This window comes from Nocardioides dilutus, assembly GCF_054779555.1.
The window spans coordinates 811,013-826,713 of sequence record NZ_BAAGYA010000001.1 but is presented as its reverse complement, the minus strand read 5'-3'; the positions used below and the strand labels follow the sequence as shown (position 1 = coordinate 826,713).

The following is a 15,701-nucleotide window of genomic DNA, read 5'->3' as shown; positions in this document are numbered from 1 at the left end:
CTAGCCCCGTGCCAGCCGATCCCGCATGATCCGCTCGAGCCGGTCGACGTCCTGCTCGAGACCCAGCTTGGGCGCGAAGCCGCGCACCGCCTGGATGAACATCTCGCCCGACTCGATCACCCGCGGGTCCATGTGGCCGAACACCTCGAGGGCGACCACGCCGTAGAGCACTGTCCATCCCTGCATGTAGAGCCACGCGAGACCCCGGTCCTCCTCGGCCAGGTCGTCGACCTTCGCGGGGATCAGCGGGTCGAGCACCGCCTCCCGCACCGCGGGCGGGAGCTCGTCGAGAGACGGGATGGGATGACGGTTGTGCTCCCACAGCGCGCGCATCTGTCCGGTCATGAGATGGCCCGAGCTGGCCTGGGTGATGAGCTCACGCCGGATGCAGTTGGCGTCGGCCACCGGGTTGGCGAAGACCAGCCCGAACTCGCGGGGGTTGGCCAGGGCCCACATCCTGAACTCCATGCTGGAGGCGACCAGCCGGCCCGCGTAGTCGTCCTCGGGCAGCGCGTCCGCAGCGGCTGCGAAGGTCACGGTGGCCGCCTTGTCGATCTCGAACGCGACCAGGTCGACGAGCTCCTGGTAGTTGGCGACGTAGCGGTAGAGCGCCGGTGCGGTCAGGCCCATCTTGGTCGCGACCGCACGCAGTGACAGCTCCGCTCCCTCGGCGAGCAGCTCCCGGGAGGCGGCGACGATCTCGTCGTAGGTCGCCTCGCGCTGGCGTTCCCGCCGGGACTGGGCGGGGGTCTGGACCTGGGTCACGCATTCCTCCCCTGGGTGGTTGACAGCCGGAGTTTACACCGTTTACGGTGAACGCCGTTCACTTACTTTACATCAATCACTGGAGTTGTGGGGAGTCACCATGATCGAGCGTTGGGGGTCCTTCGTGGCCCGTCGGTCGCTGGCCGTGCTGCTGGCCGGGCTGGTGGTCGCGGTGGCGGCCGCGGCGTACGGCTTCGGGGTCTTCGACTCGCTGTCGCGGGGCGGTTTCGACGACAAGGACTCCGAGTCCGCGCGCGAGCTGGCCCTCGAGCAGGACACCTTCGGCAACCAGGGCGTCGACGTCGTCGCGATCTACTCCAGCGAGGACCTCACCGCCTCCGACCCGCAGTTCCAGGCCGAGGTGCAGCGCCTGGTCGAGAGCTACGCGCCGGGCACCACCAGCCGGGTCGTGCCCTACTACGCCGCCCCCGACCCGTCCGAGCTGGTCAGCGAGGACGGCCACGCCGCGCAGGTGCTGATCTCGCTGGCGGGCACCAGCCAGGACGACTACCTCACCAGCTACGACGAGCTGGCGCCGACGCTCGAGGCCGATCGCGAGACGGGCCTCGAGACCAACGTCGCGGGCGCGTTCGCGGTCTTCGACGACGTCAACGAGATCACCAGCAAGGACCTCAAGCGGGCCGAGATGATCTCGATGCCGATCGTGCTGATCCTCGCGCTCCTCATCTTCGGAAGCCTCGTCGCGGCCTCGATGCCCGCCCTGGTCGGCCTGCTCGCGATGGTGGGCGCCCTGGCCCTGGTGCGGGTGATCACCGGTTTCACCGAGGTGTCGATCTTCTCGGTCAACGTCATCTCGCTGCTGGGCATCGGGCTGGCGATCGACTACGCGCTGTTCGTGGTCAGCCGGTTCCGCGAGGAGCTGGCACAGCTGCCGTCCGACGATCCCGACGCCGCGGCCACCGCGATCCGCCGCACCATGTCGACGGCCGGCCGCACCGTGCTCTTCTCCGGCCTGACGGTCGCCGCCGCGATGTCGAGCCTCCTGATCTTCCCGCAGGCGTTCCTCAGGAGCATGGGCTACGGCGGCATGGCCGCGGTCCTCGTCGCGATGCTCGCGGCCCTGACCGTGCTCCCGGCGGCACTCCGGCTGCTCGGGCGTCGCGTCGACGCCGGCCGGCTGCCGTGGCGCCGCCGTCGGCCCGTCGTCGTCGAGGACGAGCACGGTCGCTGGGCGGCGCTGGCCCGAGGGGTCATGCGCCGGCCGTGGCTCGTCATCGCCGTGACGGTCACCGGGCTGCTGCTCATCGCCTCGCCGTTCCTCGGGGCCACCTGGGGCAGCGTCGACCACAAGGTGCTGCCCGAGGACGCACCGGCCCACGTGGCGGCGGCGAAGCTCTCGGAGTTCGGCCCCGAGACGTCCAGCGCCGAGCTGCTGCTCACAGGTGCGTCCGAGGCCGACGTCTCGGCGTACGCCGGCGACGTGGCCGCGCTCGACGGGGTTCTGGACGTGCAGCCGGTCGCCGCGGAAGAAGGCAGCGCGCTGCTGCGCGCCACCTGGGAGGGCAACTCGCAGACCGAGGCCAGCCAGGCCCTCGTCGAGGACATCCGGGCGGTCGACCCGGCGTCGGGCCAGGTGCTGGTGGGCGGTCAGTCCGCGGCGACCGTCGACCTCATCGACTCGGTGGGCTCCCACCTGCCGACGATGGGGCTGATCGTGGCCGGGGTGATGCTGCTCCTGCTGTTCCTGGCCTTCGGTTCACTTGTGCTGCCGGTCAAGGCGGTCGTGATGAACCTGTTCTCCATCACCGCCTCGTTCGGGGTCGTCACCTGGATCTTCGCCGACGGACACCTTTCCGGGCTGCTCGGCTTCTCGCCGCAGGGGTTCCTGGACGCCACCAACCCGATCCTGATGCTGGCCATCCTGTTCGGTCTCTCGATGGACTACGAGGTGTTCCTGCTCTCGCGGATCCGGGAGCAGTGGGACCGCAGCGCCAAGGGCCCGGGCGACAACGACCTGGCCGTGGCCACCGGCGTGCAGAAGACGGGCCGGATCATCACCAGCGCCGCGGTGCTCCTCGCGGTCGTGATCGGGGCGTTCGCCACCAGCGGCATCGTCTTCATGAAGATGCTGGGCATCGGCATGCTCGTCGCCCTGCTCGTCGACGCCACCATCGTCCGGGCCCTGCTGGTCCCCGCGACGATGAAGCTCCTCGGCCGCTGGAACTGGTGGGCACCGGCCCCGATGGCCCGGTGGTGGAGCCGCTACGGGTTCCGTGAGGACGAGGCCCCGCCGGCTCCCGACCCGGACCGCGAGCTGGCGTCCGTGTGACCGTCTCTGTGACCGGGCCGGCCACCCCCTAGGGTGACCCAATGCGCTCACGAGCACGGGGATCCCTTGTCGTCGTGACGGCCCTCGCGGCTGTCCTCACCGGCTGCGGTGACAGTGGCGACGGCGGCGGGGAAGACGGAGGGGACTTCGCCGGGCAGTCCGCGGACAAGATCGCCGAGGCCGCCAAGGACGCCATGGGAGACCTCACGGGGGTCACCATCGACGGCACGCTGAGCTCGGACGACCAGGTGATCGACATCGAGATGTCGATCGGCGAGGGCGGCAACTGCTCCGGATCGTTCGGCACCCAGGGCGCGACCGCAGAGATCCTCGGCGTGGACGACACGACCTGGTTCAGGCCCGACGAGGCGTTCTGGGAGCTGTCCGCCGGCCCCGAGGCCGCACCGCAGATCATCGCGGCCGTCGGGGACAAGTGGGTGACGCTGCCCGCCGACGACACCTCGTTCAAGCCGTTCTGCGACCTCGAGGAGTTCCTCGGCGAGCTGATCGACGACAAGGGCGCCAAGTACGAGAAGGGCGAGCTCAAGGAGATCGACGGCGAGGAGACGATCGAGATCATCTCCGACCGGCCGGAGCAGGGCACCTCGAGCGGCTACGTCCTCGTGGACGGCGACCACTACCTGGTCAGCATCGTCAAGGAGGAGGGCGAGGACCCGGGTGAGGTCACGTTCTCCGGCTTCAACGAGCAGCCGGACGTGGAGGCACCCGCCGAGGACGAGCAGATCTCCCTCGACGAGCTGGAGTCCGGCGGCTACTAGACCTGGCCCACGAGGCAGCCGGCGTGCGGAGGCAGGGTGACCGAGCCGTCCCGCAGGTCCACGCCTGACTCCGTCTCGAAGAGCAGCTCGCCCGCGGCGACGTCGACGACCTGCTGCTGCTCGCCGAAGTTGACCACCACGGTGAGCCCCCCGCGACGCATGGTGAACACCCGTGTCTCCTCGTCGGCCGTGCACTCGGCGAACGTCGGTGAGGTGAGCTCGGCATGCTCCCGCCGCAGCGCCGCCAGCCGTCGGTAGACCGACAGCATCCGTCGGCCGCGAGGGGTGGCCGGCTCCGACCAGTCGAGCTTGGAGCGGTCGTACGTCGCCTCGTCCTGCGGGTCGGGCACGGTGTCGGGGTCCCAGCCGTGCCTGGCGAACTCGGCGAGCCGGCCCTCCGAGGTGGCCCGGCCGATCTCCGGGTCGTTGTGGCTGGTGAAGAACTGGAACGGCGTCGAGGCCGCCCACTCCTCGCCCTGGAACAGCATCGGGGTGAACGGCGAGCACATCGTCACGAGCGCGGCGCACGCCAGCTGGTCGTCGTCGAGCGCCTCGGTCAGCCGGTCCCCGGCCGCGCGGTTGCCGATCTGGTCGTGGTTCTGGCTGCAGATAACCAGCCGCCACGGCGGTACGGCGTCGGTGTCGATCGGGGCGCCGTGCTCCCGCTCGCGGAACGACGACCACGTGCCGTCGTGGAAGAACCCGCGCTCGCAGACCTTCACCAGGGCGGCGAGCGGCGCGAAGTCGGCGTAGTAGCCGTGCGTCTCACCTGTGAGGGCGACATGCAGGGCGTGGTGGAAGTCGTCGCTCCACTGCGCGGCCAGTCCGTAGCCCCCCTCTCCACGCGGCGTGATCATCACCGGGTCGTTGAGGTCGGACTCCGCGATCAGCGTCAGCGGCCGGCCCAGCTCGGCCGCCAGCGCGTCGACCTCCGCCGACATCTCCGCCAGCAGGTGCACCGGCGAGGAGTCGACCAGCGCGTGCACGGCGTCGAGCCGGAGGCCGTCGACGTGGTAGTCCGCCAGCCACATCCGCACGTTGTCGAGGATGTAGCGGCGCACCTCGGCCGAGCCCTCGCCGTCGAGGTTGACCAGGTCGCCCCAGGTGTTGCGACCGGTCTTGAGGTAGGGACCGAACAGCGGCAGGTAGTTGCCCGACGGGCCGAGATGGTTGTGCACGACGTCCTGGACGACCCCCAGCCCCGCCTGGTGGCAGGCGTCCACGAAGCGTTGGTAGGCGGCCGGGCCGCCGTAGGTCTCGTCGACGGTGAACCAGCCGACGCCGTCGTAGCCCCAGTTGTGCGTGCCGTCGAACCCGTTGACGGGCATCAGCTCCACGAGGCCGACACCCAGGCTCAGCAGGTGGTCGATCCGGCCGATCGCGGCATCCAGCGTGCCCTCGGGGGTGAACGTCCCGACGTGCAGCTCGTAGACGACGGCCCCCTCGAGGGGGCGCCCGGCCCAGTCTCCGTCGCCCCACTCGTACGCCGCGAGGTCGACGGTGCGCGAACGCTCGTGCGGCCCGTCGGGTTGGCGGCGCGACCTCGGGTCGGGCAGGACGCGGTCGGACTCGTCGAGCAGGTAGCCGTAGTCCACCTCGCCGTCGGGCACCGGCCCGGCCGGGGTCCACCAGCCATCCTCGCTCCGAGCCATCTCGACGACGTCATCCCCCACGGCGAGCCGCAGCCGGTGGGGGAGCGGCGCCCACACGTCGAACCGGCCGCGCTCCGGCGCCGAGGTCATGAGTCGCGCACCAGGAGCGCGACCGGGTAGGGCCCGAGGAGCTCCGTCATCCGGTGGCTCGCCGGCCTCCCGGTGAGCACGTCGGTCCAGGTGCCCGCCGGCAGGGCGAGCTCGGTGTCCCCCCAGCCACGCGCAGCGAGCCCGACCGGCAATCGGGTGGCGACCGCGACGACGCCGCCGCGGTCGAAGGCCAACACGTGCTCGGCGGCCTCACCGGCCGCGGCCACGGGCGCGTAGGTCGTGAAGAGCTCGGGCCGGTCGCGGCGCAGCGTGAGCGCGGAGAGGACGACCGCGGCCTTGAGCCATGCCGGGTCCTCAGCGCCGTCGAGCACGGCGGCTCGGTGGGCGAAGTCGACCGGACGCCGGTTGTCCGGATCGACGAGGCTCTGGTCCCACAGCTCGGTGCCCTGGTAGACGTCCGGGACGCCCGGCATGGTCAGCGCGACCAGCTTGGCGGCGAGCGCATTGCTGCACGCCGGGCCGTCGACCCGGTCGGAGAGCTCGCCGAGGACCGCCACCACCCGGTCGTCGTCGAAGGCGGCGTCGACGGCGGCCCGCATGGCCGTCTCGTAGTCCTCGTTGGGGTCGGCCCAGGTGGTGCGGTCACCGGCCTCCCGCATCGCCTTCTCGGCGTAGGCGTGCAGGCGGTCGCGCAGGGCCGGCTGGGGGGACCCGGACCAGACGCCCAGCACGGCCTGCCACAGCAGCGACCCGAAGGCCTGGTCCGGCACGGGCACCAAGCGGAGCAGCTCGTCGAGGGCCGCCTCCCACGCGGTGGGGATCTCGGCGAGCACGGTGAGCCGCGCCCGGGTGTCCTCGCTGCGCTTGGTGTCGTGGGTCGTGAGGGCGGTCATCGCCTGCGGCCACTCCGACTGGCGCCGTGCCAGCGCGGTGTGGAAGTCCGCGACCGGGACCGAGAACACGCTCGGGTCCCCGCCCACCTCGTTGAGCGAGGTCAGCCTCGGGTAGCGGTAGAACGCGCAGTCCTCGACGCCCTTGGCCATGACCATCCCGCTGGTCTGCTGGAAGCGAAGGGCTGCCGGATGCCGTCCGTCGCGCAGCATGGGCTGGATGCGGTCGAACGCCGGCTCCAGGTCGGGCCGGCGGCGGCGCGCGTCGGCGAACGCGTGGTCGAGGTGGGCCCGACCCTCGGGCAGGTAGGAGCGGTAGACCGGGAAGCAGGCGAGCAGCTCGGCGACCGCGTCCACCAGGGACGGTGGCTCCGGTCGGGTGCTGCCCTCGACCTCGGCTCCCGACAGGTCGCGCACGATGCGGCGTACCTCGGGGTGCAGGGCGCGGTCGGCGACCGCGCGCTTGGTGCCGTGGACGAGGTCCGCCCAGTCGGTGGGGGCGCCGAGGCTCTCGGCCAGCCGGGTCAGGGGCTCCTCCCCCGCCGGGTCGGTCAGCACCCGGTCGACCAGGGCCAGCGCGTCGTAGCCCGTCGTGCCGGCGGTCGACCAGGACGTCACGAGCCCTTCGCCCGGCTCGAGGATCTTCTCGACCACGACGTAGGCGTCCCCGGTCAGGGTCGCGAGGTCGTCGAGGTAGCCGCCGGGGTCGCGCAGGCCGTCCGGATGGTCGACCCTCAGCCCGTCGACCAGGCCCTCGTCGAACCAACGGCGGATCTCGACGTGGCTGGCGTCGAAGACCTCACGGTCCTCCACCCGGATCCCGGCCAGCGAGTCGATGGTGAAGAAGCGGCGGTAGTTGAGGTCCGCACCGGTCCGGATCGAGCCCCCGCCGGCCGTCCAGTCGACGTCGAAGAAGCCGGCGTAGGCCGACTCGCGGCCGTGCTCCAGCACGTCGGCCCACCAGGGGTTCGCCTCCGGGGTGGCCACGCCGACGTGGTTGGGCACGATGTCGACGAGCACCCCCATGCCCAGCCCGCGCGCCTGCGCGGAGAGGGCGGCCAGTCCGTCGGCACCGCCGCGGGCCTGGTCGACGCGGTCGTGCCGGACCACGTCGTAGCCGTGCTCCGAACCCGGCTCCGCCTCCAAGATCGGAGAGAGGTAGACCCAGTCGACGCCGAGCTCGTGGAGATAGGGCAGCACGGCCGCCGCCGCGTGCAGGTCGAACGACGGCGAGATCTGCAGCCGATAGGTGCTGGCGGGGGCGCGGGCGGGGGTCACTTCGTGCGGGTACCCACCGGGGCCTGGGCGGCGACGGACGCGGCCACGGACAGGTCAGGCTCGGCCTCGGGCGTGGAGTGCTGCCGAAGGACGAGCACGCTGCGGTGCTCCATGTGGAAGGTGCTGCCGGCCGCGCAGGTCGCGGCGGCGTCGGCGGTGCCGCCGGTGTTGATGACGACGTCCCAGGCCGCGGCGTACTCCTCGGGCGGCAGGGTGAGGTCGACCGACCCGTCGGCGTTGAAGTAGATCAGGAAGTGGTCGTCGTGGATGGTCTCCCCGCGGGCGCCCTTGCCGGCGATGCCGTCGCCGTTGAGATACATGCCGATCACCTGGTCGTCGCCGGCCCAGTGGTCGTCCTCCATCGCGTGCCCGTCGGGGTGGAGCCACACGATGTCGTTGAGGCGCTCCTGGCCCTTGGGGCCAGTGCGGACCGTGGAACCGGTGAAGAAGCGCTTCCGGCGGAACGTGGGGTGGCTCTGGCGCAGCTGGACGACGGCGGCCGTGAACTCGAGCAGCGGGCGGTCGATGTCGTCCCAGTGCACCCAGCTGAGCTCGTTGTCCTGCGCGTAGGTGTTGTTGTTGCCGTGCTGGGTCCGGCCCAGCTCGTCGCCGTGGAGGAGCATCGGCACCCCCTGACTGAGCAGCAACGTGGCCAGGAAGTTGCGCTGCTCGCGGGACCGGGCGGCCAGGATCTCCGGGTCGTCGGTCGGCCCCTCGACGCCGTGGTTCCACGACCGGTTGTGGCTCTCGCCGTCCTTGTTGTTCTCGCCGTTGGCGTCGTTGTGCTTGTCGTTGTAGGACACCAGGTCACGCAGCGTGAACCCGTCGTGGGCGGTGACGAAGTTGATGCTCGCGAACGGACGACGCCCCGAGTGCTCGTAGAGGTCGGAGGAGCCGGCCACCCGGGAGGCGAACTCCCCCAGCGAGGGCTCGCCACGCCAGAAGTCCCGGACCGTGTCGCGGTAGGCGCCGTTCCACTCCGACCACTGCGGCGGGAACCCGCCGACCTGGTAGCCGCCGGGCCCGATGTCCCAGGGCTCGGCGATCAGCTTGACCTGGCTGACCACCGGGTCCTGCTGCACGAGCTCGAAGAACGTCGCCAGCCGGTCGACGTCGTAGAACTCGCGGGCCAGGGTCGAGGCGAGGTCGAAGCGGAAACCGTCGACGTGCATCTCGGTGACCCAGTAGCGCAGCGAGTCCATGATCAGCTGGAGCGAGTGCGGGTGGCGGACGTTGAGGGAGTTGCCGGTGCCCGTGTAGTCCATGTAGTAGCGCGGGTCGTCCTCGACGACCCGGTAGTAGGCCTGGTTGTCGATGCCCTTCATCGACAGCGTCGGCCCGAGGTGGTTGCCCTCGGCGGTGTGGTTGTAGACCACGTCGAGGATGACCTCGATGCCCGCCGCGTGCAGCGACTTGACCATCGACTTGAACTCCTGGACCTGCTGGCCGAGGTCGCCTGTCGAGGAGTAGTCGGAGTGCGGCGCGAAGAAGGCCAGTGTGTTGTAGCCCCAGTAGTTGCGCAGGCCCTTGTCGAGCAGCGTGCTGTCCTGGATGAACTGGTGGACCGGCATCAGCTCGATCGCCGTGATGCCGAGCTTGGTGAGGTGGGCGATGACGGCGGGGTGCGTCAGCGCGGCGTAGGTGCCGCGCATCTCCTCCGGGACCTCGGGGTGCAGGTAGGTCAGCCCCTTGACGTGGGCCTCGTAGATGACCGTCTGGTTGTAGGGGATCGCCGGACGCCGGTCGCCCTCCCAGTCGAAGAACGGGTTGATGACCACGCCATAGGTCATGTGCGGGCCGGAGTCGTCGTCGTTGCGCGAGTCCGGGTCGCCGAAGTCGTAGCCGAAAAGCGCCTGGTCCCAGTCGATCTCCCCCGTGGTCGCCTTGGCGTAGGGGTCGAGCAGCAGCTTCGCCGGGTTGCAGCGCTGGCCCTTGGTCGGGTCCCACGGCCCGTGGACGCGATACCCGTAGCGCTGGCCGGGCTGCACGGTCGGCAGGTAGCCGTGCCAGACGAAGGCGTCGACCTCGCTCAGCTCGACCCGGGTCTCCACGACCTGACCCCCCGCGCCGAGGTCGAACAGGCACAGCTCGACCTTCTCGGCGACCTCGCTGAACAGCGCGAAGTTGGTGCCGCTGCCGTCGAACGTCGCCCCCAACGGGTAGGCGTTGCCTGGCCAGGTCTCCATGCTCCGCACCCCTCCGTAAGACCCCCGATTGGAACGATCAAACCACAGGTCAGCGGCTGGCCGTCCTTTGGTAGCGGCTGATCGACAGGGGCGCGAACACCCCGATGATGAGGGCCACCCACGCGAGCGTGTAGACCTCGGGATGCTGGAGAGCCCAGACATCGGGCACCACCGCGTCCGGGCCGAGGTTGCCGAACCTCTCCCGGGCGACCTGGGCCACGGCGGAGACGGGGTTCCAGTTGGCGAACGTCGCCAGGGCGCTCGGCATGTAGCTCGTGGAGACGAACGTGTTGGCCAGGAAGGTCACCGGGAAGATCACGATGAACGAGGCGTTGTTGACGACCTCGGGAGTCCGGACCACCAGCGCGACGAAGGCCATGACCCAGGAGATGGCATAGGCGAACAACAGGATGAAGAGGAACCCGAGGACCGCATCGACCACCGACGTGCGGATCCGCCAGCCGATGAGCAGGCCGGTCGTCGCCATCACCACGAGGCTGAGCACGTTGATGCCGACGTCGGAGGCGGTGCGGCCGGAGACCACTGCGGAGGACGACATCGGCAGCGACCGGAACCGGTCGATGATCCCCTTCTGCAGGTCCTCGGCCAGGCTGTAGCCGGTGAACGTGGCCCCGAAGATCACGGTCTGGACGAAGATCCCCGGCGTGAGGAACTCGCGGTAGCCCACGCCGGTGTCCTGGGTGCCGATGGCTCCGCCGAACACGAACGCGAACAACAGGACGAACATGATCGGCGAGATGAGCGTGAAGACCAGGAGGTCAGGCACGCGCAGGATCTTCTTCAGGTTGCGCCGGGTGATGGTGACGGTGTCGCCGACCGCTTCGACCACGTTCATGACCGGTCCTCCTCGGTCTCGTCCACCGCACCGTGACCGGTGAGGTGCAGGAACACGTCGTCCAGCGTGGGCCGGCGCAGTCCCACCTCGTCGAGGCGCACGCCGTCGGCGTCCAGTCGCCTCAACAGCTCCACGAGGTCCTGGGACCCGCCGTCGACGGGAATGGTGAGCCGGCGGCTGCGCTGGTCGGGCCGGGCCTCGCCGACGCCGAGCCCGCGGGCAGCGGCCACCGCTCGGTCGAGGTCCACCGGGTCGCTGAGCGTCGCCTCGATGCTCTCGCCGCCGACCTGCGACTTGAGCTCGTCGGAGGTGCCGAGTGCGATCACCCGGCCGTGGTCGATGACCGCGATCCGGTCGGCGAGCCGGTCGGCCTCCTCGAGGTATTGCGTGGTGAGGAGCAGCGTCGTGCCGCCGGCCACGAGGTCGGCGATCACGTCCCACATGCCTGCCCGGCCGCGGGGGTCGAGCCCGGTCGTGGGCTCGTCGAGGAAGAGCACGGGCGGCGCGGCCACGAGCGCCCCGGCGAGGTCGAGCCGCCGGCGCATCCCCCCGGACCACCCCTTGACGACCCGCCCGGCCGCCTCGGTGAGGTCGAAGCGCTCGAGCAGCTCCTCGGCCCGCGCCCGGCTCGCGCTGGCGCCGAGGTGGTAGAGCCGGCCCACCATCTCGAGGTTCTCGAACCCGGTCAGGTGCTCGTCGACGGCGGCGTACTGACCGGAGACGCCGATCCGGCGGCGCAGCTCCTGACCGTCCCTGACCACATCGAGCCCGAGCACCGTCGCGGTGCCCGCGTCGGGCTTGAGCAGGGTGGTGAGCACCCGGACCGCTGTCGTCTTGCCGGCGCCGTTGGGGCCCAGGAGACCCATGACGGTCCCCTCCTCGACCTGGAGGTCCAGCCCGCCGAGGGCGACCACGTCGCCGTAACGCTTGTGAAGCCCCGAGGCCTCGATCACGTTCGCCACGACTCCATGCAAACATCCCCTGCCGACACCCGGAGGAATGGACCCCGTTGACGATGGGTTGGGACACAGCGTGACGTCCACGCCGCCGGTCAGCCGCGCCGACGTGGGCCTGCGCAGCGAGCGCGGGCCGGTCCTGCTGGCCGTGATGCTCAGCGTGGGGTTGGTCGCCATCGACGCCACCGTGCTCGCCACCGCGGTCCCGGCCGTGGTCGAGGACCTCGGTGGGTTCACCCAGTTCCCCTGGCTGTTCTCGGTCTACCTGCTGACCCAGGCCGTCACGGTTCCGCTCTACTCCAAGCTGGCCGACCAGTACGGCCGCAAGCCGATGATGCTGACCGGCCTCGGCATCTTCCTGCTCGGGTCGCTGCTGTGCGGGCTGGCGTGGAACATGACCTCGCTGATCGCGTTCCGAGCGGTCCAGGGCATCGGCGCGGGCGCCGTGCAGCCGATCGGCATGACGATCGTGGGTGACATCTACTCGATCCAGGAACGGGCCAAGGTACAGGGCTACCTCGCCGGGGTGTGGGCGCTGTCCGCGGTGGTCGGCCCGACGCTGGGCGGTCTCTTCTCGGACTACATGTCCTGGCGCTGGATCTTCCTCGTCAACCTGCCCGTCGGCGCGGCCGCCCTGTGGATGTTCCTGCGCCGTTTCGAGGAGAGGGTGGAGCCGGCCCGGCACCGGATCGACGTGCTGGGCTCGCTGCTGCTCACGGGCGGCGGCCTCACCCTGCTTCTCGGGCTGCTCGAAGGCGGGGTCCGGTGGTCGTGGTCGTCGTCGACCAGCATCGGTCTCTTCACCGCCGCGGCGGCGATGCTGTCGGCGTTCGTGCTGGTCGAGCGCCGCGCCAGCGAGCCGGTCCTGCCGCTGTGGGTCTTCCGGCACCGGGTGATCCTCCCGGCGACGCTGACCGCGCTGGTCGTCGGCGTCCTCCTCATCGGGCTCACCTCCTACATCCCGCTCTACGGCCAGTCCGTGCTCGGCCACAGCGCCCTGGCGGCCGGCTTCGCCCTGGCCGCCCTGACGCTGGGGTGGCCGCTGTCGGCGGCCAACGCCGGCCGGCTCTACCTCACCATCGGCTTCCGCTCGACGATGGTCCTCGGTGCCGTCCTCGGTCTCGCCGGGTCACTGCTGCTGCTCACGCTGGACGGCGACAGCTCGCTGTTCCACCTCGCGGTGCCGTGCTTCGTGATGGGGATGGGGTTCGGCTTCGCGGTGGCGCCGTCGGTCATCGCCGCCCAGTCCGCGGTCGGCTGGGAGTCGCGTGCGGTCACCACCGGCGTAACCATGTTCGCCCGGACCGTCGGCAGCGCGATCGGTGTCGCGGTCTTCGGAGCCCTGGTCAACGCCCGGGTCACGGACGCCGCCGGCCTCAGCGGCCCCGACCTCGAGCACCTGTCCCCGGAGATCCTCGAGCCCGCGATCCGGACCGTGTTCGTGGGGTCGGCGATCGTCGCGGTCGCCCTGGTCGCGGTGAGCCTCCTGATGCCGCGCCGGATCCATACCGAGGAGTCGGCCCAGGAATCCGGCCAGTGACCGTCTAGCGACCCCTTTTCAAGCTGGCTCGGCAGTTGGATGATCGGCGCATGACCACGCCGGCGATGCCGCCGTTCGCGCGGGCGCACCACGTGCCCGAGGCGGTCTACGGCCTGGCCGCGGCCGTCGCCCTCCTCGGCGCCAACGCCGCAGGCATGGCGGTGTGGTGGTGGGGCGAACAGGGCACGAGCACGCCGACCCGCACCTGGATGGCCGGCATCCTCACCGCGCTGCTCGTCGGGTGCGCCCTGTCCCTGATGGTGCGGCACCCGATGGCTCGGCGGGCGGCGGTCGGCGCGCTCGCACTCGCGGTCGTGGCTGACGCGATCCTTGTCGGTTACCAGCTGGCGGGCCTGCGCTGACGACCGAGCCGGTCGACGTCAGGACCGAGAATTCCTGAGCACAGCCTGTCCTTCGTTGCAGCACCGGCCGTCGGTCGCGACGATCGAGCCATGACCACGGACGCGCCGGACATCGACCCGGGGTTGCCCGACGAAGGCGCACTGGGCGACCTGCAGGCCCAGCCGCACGATGACGAACCGCACGAGGCCGGCTTCCGAGGACGCCTCAACTGGCTACGCGCGGCCGTGCTGGGCGCCAACGACGGCATCGTGTCGACCGCCGGGATCGTGGTGGGCGTCGCGGGCGCCACGCCCGACCGGACCTCGATCGCGATCGCGGGCATCGCGGGGCTGGCGGCCGGCGCGCTGAGCATGGGGACCGGCGAGTACGTGTCGGTCAGCACGCAGCGCGACTCCGAGCTGGCCCTGTTGGAGAAGGAGCGTCGCGAGCTGCGCGAGGAGCCGGAGGAGGAGCTGGAGGAGCTCGCCGGCCTCTACGCGGCCAAGGGTCTGACCGAGGACCTGGCTCTGCAGGTGGCCCTCCAGCTCACCAAGCACGACGCGCTGGGTGCCCACGCCGAGGCCGAGCTGGGGATCGACCCCGACGACATCACGAACCCGTGGAGCGCGGCGTTTGCGTCGATGGCCGCCTTCACCCTGGGCGCCCTGCTCCCGCTGTTCACCATCTTGCTGGTCGGTGCCGACACACGGGTCGCCGTGACGGTCGTGTCGGTCGCGGTGGCGTTGGCGCTCACCGGCTGGAGCAGCGCCAAGCTGTCCTTCGGACCCGCGGGCCGGGCGGTCGTCCGCAACGTCGCCGGCGGCACCATCGCCATGCTCGTCACCTACGGAATCGGCTCGATCGTCGGCACCCAGATCTGAGACCCTGCGGGCATGCTGACCATGGAGCAGGCCGCGACCTTCGGGGTCGCCTCGGTCCTCCTGACCCTGATCCCCGGCCCGACGGTGCTGTTCGTCATCGGGCGGTCGCTCTCGCTCGGCCGCCGGGCCGGCCTGTGGAGCGTCGTCGGCAACACCCTGGGCCTGCTGCCGATCGTGGTCGCGGTGGCGTTGGGTGTGGGGGCGCTGGTCGCCGACTCGGTGGTCGTCTTCACCGTCGTCAAGATCATCGGTGCGGCCTACCTCGTCCACCTCGGTGTGCAGGCCATCCGGCATCGCGGCGCGGACGTCGACGCCGTCGAGACGGCACCGCGCAGCACGCTGCGCATCGTCCGGGACGGGTTCGTGGTCGGGGTCAGCAACCCCAAGGCGGTCGTGTTCCTGGCGGCTGTGCTTCCTCAGTTCGTCGACCACTCGGCGGGCGGGGTCACCGGCCAGCTGCTCGCCCTCGGCCTGGTCTTCATGGCCGTCGCGCTGGTCTCCGACAGCGCCTACGCCTACGCCGCGGGCACGGCTCGCGAGTGGTTCAGTGGCTCGCCCCGCCGGCTGTCACGGATGCAGGGCACCGGCGGGCTGATGATGATCGGGCTGGGAGGGTCGCTGGCGCTCACCGGCCAGAAGTGACCAGGTCACGTGGAGTGAGCCGGATGTTCGTGGCGGTCCAACCGCCCGACGAAGCGGTCGAGCACCTCGATGAGTTCCTCGACGTACGCCGCGAGGCCGCCGACTTCCGGTGGGCGACGACCGAGCAGATGCACGTGACGCTGGCCTTCCTCGCCGCGGTGCCCGAACGCCGGGTGGACGACCTTGTCGAGCGGCTGGCGCGCGCTGCGACAAGGCGCACTGCATTCGACACCCGCATCGCCGGCGGCGGCGCCTTCCCCGGTCCTGTGGACGCCAGGGTGCTCTGGGCGGGCCTCGAGCTCGACGAGCACGGCCGGACCGAGCTGGCCCGGCTGGCGACCGGTGCCCGGGCCGCGGCGGCCAGGGCCGGGATCGAGGTCAGTGGTGGCCGCTTCCGGCCACACGTCACGGTGGCCCGGCTCCGCAGACCCGCCGAGGCCACCCGCTGGGTGCGCCTGCTCGAGGGCTACGCCGGGCCACCCTGGCGGGCAGACCGGATCGAGCTCGTCGAGTCCTTCCTCGGCCAGGGGCCGCGTGGACGTCCCCGTTACGAGACAGTCGACACATTCCCGCTGACGTCCCCCTGAGGTAGG

At 70.8% G+C, this 15,701-nt stretch carries 13 protein-coding genes; 7 read left to right on the top strand and 6 right to left on the bottom strand.

The window, feature by feature from the left end; genetic code table 11:
- Positions 1 to 765 carry a TetR/AcrR family transcriptional regulator gene (locus tag ACYVC6_RS04070; protein ID WP_460711226.1) on the bottom strand — a complete coding sequence of 255 codons (765 nt, stop codon included), beginning with the start codon at positions 763 to 765 and terminating at the stop codon, positions 1 to 3.
- Between the two features lie 100 nt (positions 766 to 865).
- On the opposite strand from ACYVC6_RS04070, the gene ACYVC6_RS04065 reads away from it, so the two are divergent.
- Together ACYVC6_RS04065 and ACYVC6_RS04060 are read left to right on the top strand one after the other, a co-directional pair.
- A complete protein-coding gene (locus ACYVC6_RS04065) occupies positions 866 to 3,055 on the top strand; it encodes an MMPL family transporter (RefSeq protein ID WP_460711224.1) in 2,190 nt (729 codons plus the stop codon).
- Positions 3,056 to 3,096: 41 nt separating this feature from the next.
- Positions 3,097 to 3,834, top strand: coding sequence for a hypothetical protein (locus ACYVC6_RS04060; protein WP_460711222.1), 738 nt, complete (start codon positions 3,097 to 3,099; stop codon positions 3,832 to 3,834).
- Here the strand turns inward: ACYVC6_RS04060 and treZ are convergent.
- From treZ to ACYVC6_RS04035, 5 genes are read right to left on the bottom strand one after another with little or no spacing between them, the layout of a single operon-like run.
- Positions 3,831 to 5,576, bottom strand: coding sequence for a malto-oligosyltrehalose trehalohydrolase (gene treZ / locus ACYVC6_RS04055; protein WP_460711220.1), 1,746 nt, complete (start codon positions 5,574 to 5,576; stop codon positions 3,831 to 3,833). The genes ACYVC6_RS04060 and treZ overlap by 4 nt on opposite strands.
- Positions 5,573 to 7,705 (bottom strand): malto-oligosyltrehalose synthase, encoded by a 2,133-nt coding sequence (gene treY / locus ACYVC6_RS04050; protein WP_460711218.1) that lies wholly within the window; start codon positions 7,703 to 7,705, stop codon positions 5,573 to 5,575. The genes treZ and treY overlap by 4 nt, the downstream gene beginning before the upstream one ends.
- The gene (gene glgX, locus ACYVC6_RS04045; RefSeq protein WP_460711216.1) at positions 7,702 to 9,891 is read right to left on the bottom strand and encodes a glycogen debranching protein GlgX; all 2,190 of its coding nucleotides are present in this window, start codon (positions 9,889 to 9,891) and stop codon (positions 7,702 to 7,704) included. Before glgX ends, treY begins: the two co-directional genes overlap by 4 nt.
- Positions 9,892 to 9,940: 49 nt before the next feature.
- The gene (locus tag ACYVC6_RS04040; RefSeq protein WP_460711214.1) at positions 9,941 to 10,747 is read right to left on the bottom strand and encodes an ABC transporter permease; all 807 of its coding nucleotides are present in this window, start codon (positions 10,745 to 10,747) and stop codon (positions 9,941 to 9,943) included.
- Complete coding sequence (locus ACYVC6_RS04035) at positions 10,744 to 11,709, bottom strand: ATP-binding cassette domain-containing protein (protein WP_460711212.1); 966 nt, start codon at positions 11,707 to 11,709, stop codon at positions 10,744 to 10,746. Before ACYVC6_RS04035 ends, ACYVC6_RS04040 begins: the two co-directional genes overlap by 4 nt.
- Before the next feature lie 70 nt (positions 11,710 to 11,779).
- Between ACYVC6_RS04035 and ACYVC6_RS04030 the strand changes: the two genes are divergently transcribed.
- The 5 genes from ACYVC6_RS04030 to thpR all read left to right on the top strand — a co-directional run bounded on the left by ACYVC6_RS04030 (position 11,780) and on the right by thpR (position 15,695).
- Positions 11,780 to 13,243 carry an MDR family MFS transporter gene (locus ACYVC6_RS04030; RefSeq protein WP_460711210.1) on the top strand — a complete coding sequence of 488 codons (1,464 nt, stop codon included), beginning with the start codon at positions 11,780 to 11,782 and terminating at the stop codon, positions 13,241 to 13,243.
- A gap of 50 nt (positions 13,244 to 13,293) precedes the next feature.
- Complete coding sequence (locus tag ACYVC6_RS04025) at positions 13,294 to 13,605, top strand: hypothetical protein (RefSeq protein WP_460711208.1); 312 nt, start codon at positions 13,294 to 13,296, stop codon at positions 13,603 to 13,605.
- Positions 13,606 to 13,695: 90 nt separating this feature from the next.
- A complete protein-coding gene (locus ACYVC6_RS04020) occupies positions 13,696 to 14,466 on the top strand; it encodes a VIT1/CCC1 transporter family protein (protein WP_460711206.1) in 771 nt (256 codons plus the stop codon).
- A 12-nt stretch (positions 14,467 to 14,478) separates the two neighbouring features.
- Positions 14,479 to 15,108, top strand: coding sequence for a LysE family translocator (locus ACYVC6_RS04015; RefSeq protein ID WP_460711204.1), 630 nt, complete (start codon positions 14,479 to 14,481; stop codon positions 15,106 to 15,108).
- Positions 15,105 to 15,695 (top strand): RNA 2',3'-cyclic phosphodiesterase, encoded by a 591-nt coding sequence (thpR, locus tag ACYVC6_RS04010; RefSeq protein ID WP_460711203.1) that lies wholly within the window; start codon positions 15,105 to 15,107, stop codon positions 15,693 to 15,695. Before ACYVC6_RS04015 ends, thpR begins: the two co-directional genes overlap by 4 nt.
- Positions 15,696 to 15,701 lie beyond the last annotated feature (6 nt).

Bases quoted from the DNA above. Each gene is read 5' to 3' on its own strand.
- ACYVC6_RS04065 (WP_460711224.1), top strand. From the start codon at position 866: ATGATCGAGCGTTGGGGGTCCTTCGTGGCCCGTCGGTCGCTGGCCGTG.
- ACYVC6_RS04040 (WP_460711214.1), bottom strand. From the start codon at position 10,747: ATGAACGTGGTCGAAGCGGTCGGCGACACCGTCACCATCACCCGGCGC.
- ACYVC6_RS04020 (WP_460711206.1), top strand. From the start codon at position 13,696: ATGACCACGGACGCGCCGGACATCGACCCGGGGTTGCCCGACGAAGGC.
- glgX (WP_460711216.1), bottom strand. From the start codon at position 9,891: ATGGAGACCTGGCCAGGCAACGCCTACCCGTTGGGGGCGACGTTCGAC.
- ACYVC6_RS04025 (WP_460711208.1), top strand. From the start codon at position 13,294: ATGACCACGCCGGCGATGCCGCCGTTCGCGCGGGCGCACCACGTGCCC.
- ACYVC6_RS04015 (WP_460711204.1), top strand. From the start codon at position 14,479: ATGCTGACCATGGAGCAGGCCGCGACCTTCGGGGTCGCCTCGGTCCTC.
- ACYVC6_RS04060 (WP_460711222.1), top strand. From the start codon at position 3,097: ATGCGCTCACGAGCACGGGGATCCCTTGTCGTCGTGACGGCCCTCGCG.
- treZ (WP_460711220.1), bottom strand. From the start codon at position 5,576: ATGACCTCGGCGCCGGAGCGCGGCCGGTTCGACGTGTGGGCGCCGCTC.